At 36.5% G+C, this 8,094-nt stretch carries 6 protein-coding genes; 3 read left to right on the top strand and 3 right to left on the bottom strand.

Annotation, left to right across the window (positions count from 1 at the left end; genetic code table 11):
* Positions 1 to 142 precede the first annotated feature (142 nt).
* Positions 143 to 715, top strand: a complete 573-nt coding sequence (locus tag P20480_RS13205) for a DedA family protein (RefSeq protein WP_008127995.1) — start codon at positions 143 to 145, stop codon at positions 713 to 715.
* Between the two features lie 144 nt (positions 716 to 859).
* Here P20480_RS13205 and P20480_RS13210 read toward each other — a convergent pair whose 3' ends face one another.
* The 3 genes from P20480_RS13210 to P20480_RS13220 form a co-directional block, all read right to left on the bottom strand.
* On the bottom strand, positions 860 to 1,636 hold the full coding sequence (locus tag P20480_RS13210) for a YdcF family protein (protein ID WP_008127994.1): 777 nt from the start codon (positions 1,634 to 1,636) through the stop codon (positions 860 to 862).
* Positions 1,637 to 1,677: 41 nt separating this feature from the next.
* Positions 1,678 to 2,565, bottom strand: a complete 888-nt coding sequence (locus tag P20480_RS13215; protein WP_008127992.1) for a LysR substrate-binding domain-containing protein — start codon at positions 2,563 to 2,565, stop codon at positions 1,678 to 1,680.
* 549 nt (positions 2,566 to 3,114) lie between these two features.
* Complete coding sequence (locus P20480_RS13220) at positions 3,115 to 5,484, bottom strand: bifunctional diguanylate cyclase/phosphodiesterase (protein ID WP_033025172.1); 2,370 nt, start codon at positions 5,482 to 5,484, stop codon at positions 3,115 to 3,117.
* Between the two features lie 201 nt (positions 5,485 to 5,685).
* On the opposite strand from P20480_RS13220, the gene pyrC reads away from it, so the two are divergent.
* The gene (gene pyrC / locus P20480_RS13225; protein WP_008127987.1) at positions 5,686 to 6,741 is read left to right on the top strand and encodes a dihydroorotase; all 1,056 of its coding nucleotides are present in this window, start codon (positions 5,686 to 5,688) and stop codon (positions 6,739 to 6,741) included.
* A 498-nt stretch (positions 6,742 to 7,239) separates the two neighbouring features.
* Entirely contained in the window at positions 7,240 to 7,443 is a 204-nt protein-coding gene (locus tag P20480_RS13230) for a cold-shock protein (RefSeq protein WP_006792379.1), read from the top strand.
* Positions 7,444 to 8,094: the final 651 nt, after the last annotated feature.

Here is an 8,094-nt window from a genome sequence, read left to right as displayed (position 1 = left end):
ATACACTGCTTAAATGAAAGCGAATAAAATAAACCGGTTGTAAAAGTAAGCTAAGTGGTTTGGTCTCTCATAAAGATCTTTTAATTTACTTAATTCGTTATGTATTTCTAGTTTTATTAAAAATGACCTTATAAGGACCGCAATGGAAGGTGTTTTAGCTCTACTTGAGCAGTACGGCTTATTTGTTTACCTATTGCTATTTGGCTATTGTGCATTGAAAAGCGGCTTGTTACCTTTATTTGCAGGTTATGCTGCTCAAATCGGCGCGCTTGATATTAAATTAGTTATTTTAGCTACTTTTATGGGAGGGTATATTGGCGATGAGATACGGTTTGCTCTTGCAAGAGCTTATGGCACTTCATGGCTTGAAAAACCTAATAAAATTGGTCAACTATTTCAAACAGCGAGTGCGCTTGCTAACCGTTACGGCATGGCTTACATTTTTTTATATCGATACCCCAAAGGTATGCGCACAATTGGAGCGCTCCCTGTAGGGCTAACCGATATATCTTGGCCCCTATTTAGCACATTAAATGCCTGTTCAGCTGCTTTATGGGTCATTATTTTAGTTGGCGGAGGCTATACTTTTGGAGCTACATTTGAGTCTATAGGTGTAGAGAGCTTAACCGCACTGAGTATATTATTGTTAGGGATATTTTTAGTTATACTCTATCGGCTTTGGACAAAACACCCACCTACAAAACAACGACAGTAAAGTGACGTTATTGTTTAACAAAAAATCTAGTGAAGAGCTTTACCCACATATCTTAAAGTATTGATACTTTATTTTCTTGCTCGACAAACATTCATTGTAAACAAATCAAATTTACGAGTTAGCAGGTGGCTTTTTGCAAGTTGTTTAAAGTGCCTCAGGGTCTAGCCATCGACGGACTTTTATCCACGTTGTTCCTATAACTTCATGGCTGTATTGCGTTACGGCTAGTAGTGCTTGCGCATTTGGAACGAGCTGTTTATGAAAAGGAAGCGCTGCAAAATTGTGAAAGTCAGTTGCTGCAGGAATGCTTGTTACACCTTGGGCCGAAAACAAGTCCTGGGCTCTTGGCATATGCAATACCGAAGTTACTAACGCTACCTTAAAATCAACTAGCTTAGGCGCTAGTAGCGCAGCTTCTTGCGCTGTATCCATTGCCTTTGGGTTTTGCAAAAGCCTATTTTTATTAATGCCTAACTCAATGGCAGTTTGATACATCAAGCTGCTGTTAGTAATATTCTCATAACCGCCGCCAGAAACAATAAGCTGTGATTTTGGGTAGTACTTAGCGAGTTTGACTCCTTCAACTAGTCGGGTTAGCGCGCAATTACCTAATTGGTTATTAGCACTTAAGACAGAGTTAGGATTTATATCGCACCCAAGCACAACTATTTTGTCTAATTCTGGGTGTTTTGAAGGGTGAAAAGAAAGGCTTGTTGGCTCGTTGTTTTTTAAAATTTGGTTAGCAACAAATGGTGTACTGATTGCCAACAATGTTGAAAGTCCAAAAAATGCAATTACTAAAGAAAATTTGCGACCCTTGAATGCCAAAAACAAAGCTATAAGTGTAAAAAGACCAATTAAAGGGAGCGGCATAAGCAAGCCGCCAAGTAACTTTTTCAAAGCGAACATAATGAGCAACATAAAAGCTATAATTTAAGTTATGTTACTCATTAATGAGTAGTTTATCGACCGTTATTTAACTTACACGTATTTAAAAAGTGGCGATATACAGGATTATCTTTCATATCTTTTTTCATCGCTAAGTACATTGGTCGAGTTAAACCTAGCGCACCCAGTGGAATCGATTTGATGAGTCCTTGGCTTTCGTATGGTGTAACCAACCAATCAGGTAATGCAGCTACACCCATTCCAGCACTGACTAGCTGAAAAATTAGTAGTCCTTGATCTACGTTTTTTAACGTTCCGTCAAAACGTGCATTTTGAATGAAATGTTTAAATATATCTTGGCGTTCGCGCGGAATAGGATAAGAAATAATGGTTTCATTCTTTAAGTCCAACGCTGTAACGTATGCTTTTTTAGCAAGATCGTGATCAGGTGCAACAATTAATTTTAACTTAAAGTCGAATAAATGGGCATACTCTAGCTTATCGGGTTCACGAATGTCTGATGTGAGTACTAGGTCTAATTCATCGTTAAGTAAGTCTGGAATTGCGTCATAACTAAAACCACGTTCATAATCAATTTTTATATCTGGCCAAAAGTTATTAAAATCTTTAATTGTTGGAAGTAGCCAGTGAAAACAAGCATGGCATTCAACACTTAAGCGTAATTTTGAAATTGGCTGATTAAGGCTCTCTTTTAAACGACATTTAGTTGCTTCAATTTTCGGCAGTATTTCGTGGGCTAACTCAAGCAATAACATGCCTTGCGGGGTAAAACGCACAGGCTGCGTTTTGCGTTCAAACAGCTGGCAGTCTAACTTGTTTTCCAAGTCTTTAATTTGATGTGATAAAGCCGACTGAGTTAAGAATAATTCGCGGGCAGTATTCACTAATGAACCGGTTTCTTTAAGGGTTGCAATAGTTTTTAAGTGTTTTATACCAATCATCTTTAATAATTCTCATGGAAAATTTGAGTAGTGCTCATTATTTTTCAATACTACGCTTATATAAAAAACGTTTCAACGTCTAGACGTCTAAATTAAGCTAATAAATATAGTTTTACTGATTAATGTTTTTATAGTTTAGCGTAAGTAACTAGATTAAAGCCGATTTTTTACTACTTGTATTAATTTACTTCATGTTTAAAGGTAAAGGGGCTGGTATAAAAAATTTTTACCTTGCTTAGTTAACTAACGCTAATAGATAGAAAAGTAGTGACCTTTGTAGAAAATAAAAATACTTTGGAGTATATGAAGGTTGATCTTTGGTGATTGACTTTACAGCTGTCAGTTTTTTATTCAGGCAAACATAATTTATGTATTGTGGTCATTCCTAATAAATAACCAATAACGAAGAACAAACCCAAACGTATGCTGCCCTTTGGGTTATTTATGGGGCTATTTGCTCTTTGTTGCTGGGTATTTATTTATCCCACTGGGTTATATACCTCGCGCCGCGCTCTAAGTGCCCCAAGCCTTAACTTTACAGATGTGGGGCTAAAGTGGTTGATTAATTAGTAATATAGCTTCTTTTGCTGGAACTGGTTTTGACATTAAATAACCTTGTCCGTATTCACAATGCGTAGTTTGCAAAGTCTCTAGCTGTCCGGTGGTTTCAATTCCTTCAGCAACAACTTCAAGTTTTAACGACTTAGCAAGTGACAAAATAGCCTCAACCAAGGGATTTGTTGAATCTTGTACATGATCGATGAAGCTTTTATCGATCTTCAGAATATGAATGGGCAGCTGGTGTAAGTAGCCTAGTGCAGAGTAACCTGTTCCAAAATCATCAAGACATAGTTTTACTTTTAGAGGTGAGAGCCCTTCGATAATTTGTGTGGCGAGCTCTAAGTTTTCTATTAATCCAGATTCGGTTATTTCTAAGCACAAAGAACCTAAAGGCAATTGGTATTTGTTATAGATAGCGTGGACCTGAGCTACAAAATCTAGGCTTGCAAAATGGCGCGATGATACATTTACTGTCACTTTTAAGAAACGATGACCTTGTTGGTGCCACTTTGAAATATGCTGTGCAGCTAAGTCGAGTAGATGTAAATCCAGGTTGATTATTTGGCCTGTTTTTTCAGCAATAGGAATAAAGTCATTAGGTGAAACAAACCCTTTTTTAGGGTGGTGCCAACGCACAAGTGCTTCAAAGCCAATAACGTGGTTATCTAAAATAGTAAAAATTGGCTGAAAGTAGAGTTCAAATTCGTTGTGTTCAATACCGTGCTGTAGGTCGTTTTCTATGTCGGCGTGTGTTTTAAGCTTTTTTCTCATTGTGTTGTTAAAAAACTTAACTTGTCCGCGGCCTGTTGATTTAGCCTCGTACATAGCGGCGTCTGCTTGTTGCAGTAACAGGTATGCTTTATCGTCAACATTATCAGTATAAGCAATACCTATGCTGGTAGAGGCTTGCAATAAATGGCCATCAACATTTATTGGTTTAGAAAGTGCTTCTTTTATACGCCCTAGTGCCTCTTTAACTTGATTACGATGAGTAATGTTTTCCATTAAAATAGCAAACTCGTCGCCACCCAAGCGTGAAAAAGTGTCAGTGTTACGAACTGTACCTTTGATCAACTCACAAATCTTAATTAAAAAGTGATCGCCAACTTCGTGGCCGAGCGCATCATTGATACTTTTAAAGCGGTCAAAATCTAAATAAAGTAGGGCATGAACAGTGCCTTTTTTTACACGCGTTAAGCGTAAAATTGCATGCTTTATTCGTTCAATAAGTAATGAACGATTAGCAAGCCCAGTTAATCCATCATGTAAAGCTTTGTGTTCAAGCTCCTGCCTAGCTAACTGCCTATCTATTGCCATACTTATTTGCCTGCTTACATAGGTAAGCAAAGCACTATCGTGCTCATTATAATGATGTGCCTCATGATAACTTTGCACAACAATGACACCACTCATACGTTCATTGGCTTTAAATGGTACACCTAGCCAAGATTCGGCTTGACGACCAATTAATTTAAAATGACCTTGCTCTATATGATCAATGTAGTCTTGTTTTGTTAATAACATCGCTTGGTCAGTTTGCAATAAAAAGTAAGACGCGGTGTCTTTAAGTTGTTCTTTAGAGATTTTTTGATGTGTGTTTGTTTGAATTCCAGCTTCAACAATGTAAACGATATCTAGAATGTCGATTTGTTTATCGTAAAGGCCAATAAAGAAGTTATCAGCCCTTAATAAGCTATTAATAATAGTGTGTAAAGATTCGAAAAATGTATCTAAGTCACTGGCTTTATAGGTTAAGTTGGCTATTTGAAGAAGACTATTTTCAAGCTTTTGCGCGTCATTTAACTGCTCAACAGTCGATTGCAGGCTATTTACCATGTTAACTTGGTTTATTTTAGCGCTTAAAAGGTGTGCCACTGTTGTTAATATTTCAAGGTGTGCATTAGTAAAGTAATTCATGGCGGGGTGTTCACAATCAATAACACCTAGAATACGGTCTTTGTATACAAGAGGCACGCAAAGCTCTGATTGAGCAGGGCGTTCGTCTGCAATATAGCGGCTATCTTTTGTGACATCGCCTAAAATTATTGCCTTTTTTGTTGTTGCAACAAAACCTGATATACCTTCATTAAAATCAATTACTTTTCGTTGGGCTTTATATTCATATCTTTGGCGATCGATTCCCATAGAAGCAACAAGATTGAGTTTAGAGGCTGATTCATCAGCAAGATAAATAACACAGTCAACAAATCCAAGACGATTTACAACTTGAGTTGTTACATATTCAAATAGCTCATCTAAGGTGTCTAGTTGTAATAGGCTTGATGAAAACTGATTTATGATACTTAGCTGATCTGTTTTTACTTCAAGCGCTTTAGAGGTATCGATACTGTTCGACATAGGCAAAATTTATTATTCTTTTTTTATAAACACCACATTAAGTTAACCTAATATCAACTGTTCTACAAAATAAAACGATAAACGTTTTAACAAAGCTGTAAATAAAATAGGGCAAATTAGTAACCGATTATTTTAATAAAATCTTTACTCGAAAAACATCATATGCCTATGATCACATAAATTCAGCTGTGGAATGAAGTGATGACCAGTAATAATACAAACTCTGTAAAAACGTTAACAATTACCCGACCTGACGATTGGCATGTGCATTTACGCGATGGTGATCAGCTTAAAGACACTGTGCGCGATATTAGCCGCTATATGGGGCGTGCTATTATAATGCCAAATTTGGTTCCTCCAGCGACCTGCACTGATACCGCTTTAGCTTACAGAGAGCGTATAATGGCTGCTAAGCCACAAGGTAACTTTGAGCCCTTGATGGTGCTATACCTTACTGATAAGACAACACCTGAAGAAATAATTAAGGCTAAGGCATCAGGCAAAGTATTTGCTGCTAAACTATATCCTGCCGGCGCGACAACCAACTCTGATTCTGGTGTAACGTCCGTCAAAAATATATATTCAGTGCTTAGCGCTATGCAAGATGTTGGTATGCTTTTGCTTGTACATGGTGAAGTGACTGATTCTTCAATTGATATTTTTGACAGAGAAAAAGTATTTTTAGATACGATTCTAGGTGATGTAGTTAACGACTTTCCAGAGCTTAAAATAGTACTTGAGCATATAACGACAAAAGATGCGGTTGATTTTGTCAATAATGCGCCAAGTAATGTTGCGGCAACGATTACTGCCCACCATTTACTGTATAATCGAAACCACATGTTAGCAGGCGGGATTCGCCCCCATTATTACTGTCTGCCTATACTTAAACGTAATATTCACCAGCAAGCACTAATGGCTGCAGCTACGAGTGGCAGTAAAAAGTTCTTTTTAGGTACTGACTCAGCGCCTCATTATAAAGATAAAAAGGAAGCTGCGTGCGGTTGTGCAGGGGCTTACACGGCTCATGCTGCTATTGAGCTTTACGCAGAAGCATTTGAAGAAGCTGGTGCATTAGATAAGCTAGAGGGCTTTGCAAGCCACTTTGGGCCAGACTTTTATGGTTTAGCGCGTAATAGCGATACAATTACACTGCAAAAGACTCCTTGGACTGTGCCTGCAAGTTATACGCTTGGCGATTCTGAAGTCGTACCGATAAAAGCTGAATCTGTAATTGATTGGGCTGTTTTAAAGTAAAATTAAGTATTTGAAATCAAAGCCGCTTACTTAAGCGGTTTTTTTGTATGTAAATATTTAGGCTCAAGGCTTGTATGAAAAGGAATAAATTGGCTTGTTACTTAATCATTATTTCTTGTTTGTTTTAGTATGAACAGAGATTAGCCTGTGAAGGGTTAACAATCGTTGTATTTTTATTAGGATTTCATAATAAATATTACAATAATATTTTATTTTTATTTATTTTAATCAATGTCTTATCTGTTTTTAATCACAGAGTAAGTTTTTTTAGAAATTATTTTCAATTAATAGAGCGAAAAAAAATAGAATGTGTTAATCTTACTTTGCTTTGAGTTTTTATGAATTGAATTTACGGATATTGTGCTGCGTTTAAGGTTACCAGTTAGGTTATTACTTGTTCCTGTACTATACCTCTATTTTATGAGCATTGACTCAAGGAGGCTATTGCCACAATAACGTGGCAGAATTTTTAATTATTGACTTACAGGAAAATTTAGTATGTCGGTTTCTGGTAAAGTAAAGTTTTTCAACGAAGCTAAAGGCTTTGGTTTCATTGAACAAGAAAACGGTCCTGACGTGTTTGTACACTTCAGCGCAATCTCTGGTTCTGGTTTTCGCACTCTTAGCGAAGGTCAAGCAGTGACATTCAGCATCAAACAAGGTCAAAAAGGCCCTGAAGCTGAGAACGTTGAAGCAGCATAATTTTAATTATGTGAACTCATGTTCATCTTGGTGAAGCAGGTCTCTGTTTCACCATTATTCCTTAAAACTTCTCACATACTCAGAAAGTTCCTCATATACCTATAAACCATAATAGCTCCAATCATTAATAGCGCTCATTTATTATATCTAAACTCCAAAAGACCATAATATGGTTTAATTTTTCTAGAAACCTAATTCCAATTAAATATGCTAAACAGAATTCTATGTATTATTAATTTTGTGCCTCCTATAAAGTTCTAATATTTTTATTACCTTCCTAGATTAACTTGCAAGTTTTAGAAGTATTAATATTTACAAAACTCAGCTTCAAACTGGATTATATGGGTAGTCGCCAAAATCTTGAGTTTGGATAGTGAGCAAATAAGTAATATAAAGTGAACTTAGACAAAGACTCTGTTTAAGCATCATGAAAATAATTAACTAAAGAAAGCCTGGTTTAATTTTGATTGAGCCGAAGCCATTAATGAGACTTTATTTCGTCTATCAGTTTAGAACGCAGCTTATAGTTTTTGAGTGTCAAAAAAACCTTCACAAATTCAATATTGAAATCCTTCTATTAGCTTTACAACTTTCAATATGTGTAACGTTTGATTTTTGTGCGTTAAACCGTTCCTTTTTTGTAGTTAAAGT

This window comes from Pseudoalteromonas sp. BSi20480, from assembly GCF_000241365.1.
Lineage (GTDB): Bacteria > Pseudomonadota > Gammaproteobacteria > Enterobacterales > Alteromonadaceae > Pseudoalteromonas > Pseudoalteromonas marina.
The sequence above is the reverse complement of the archived record's forward strand: the minus strand, read 5'-3'. Positions and strand labels throughout refer to the sequence as shown.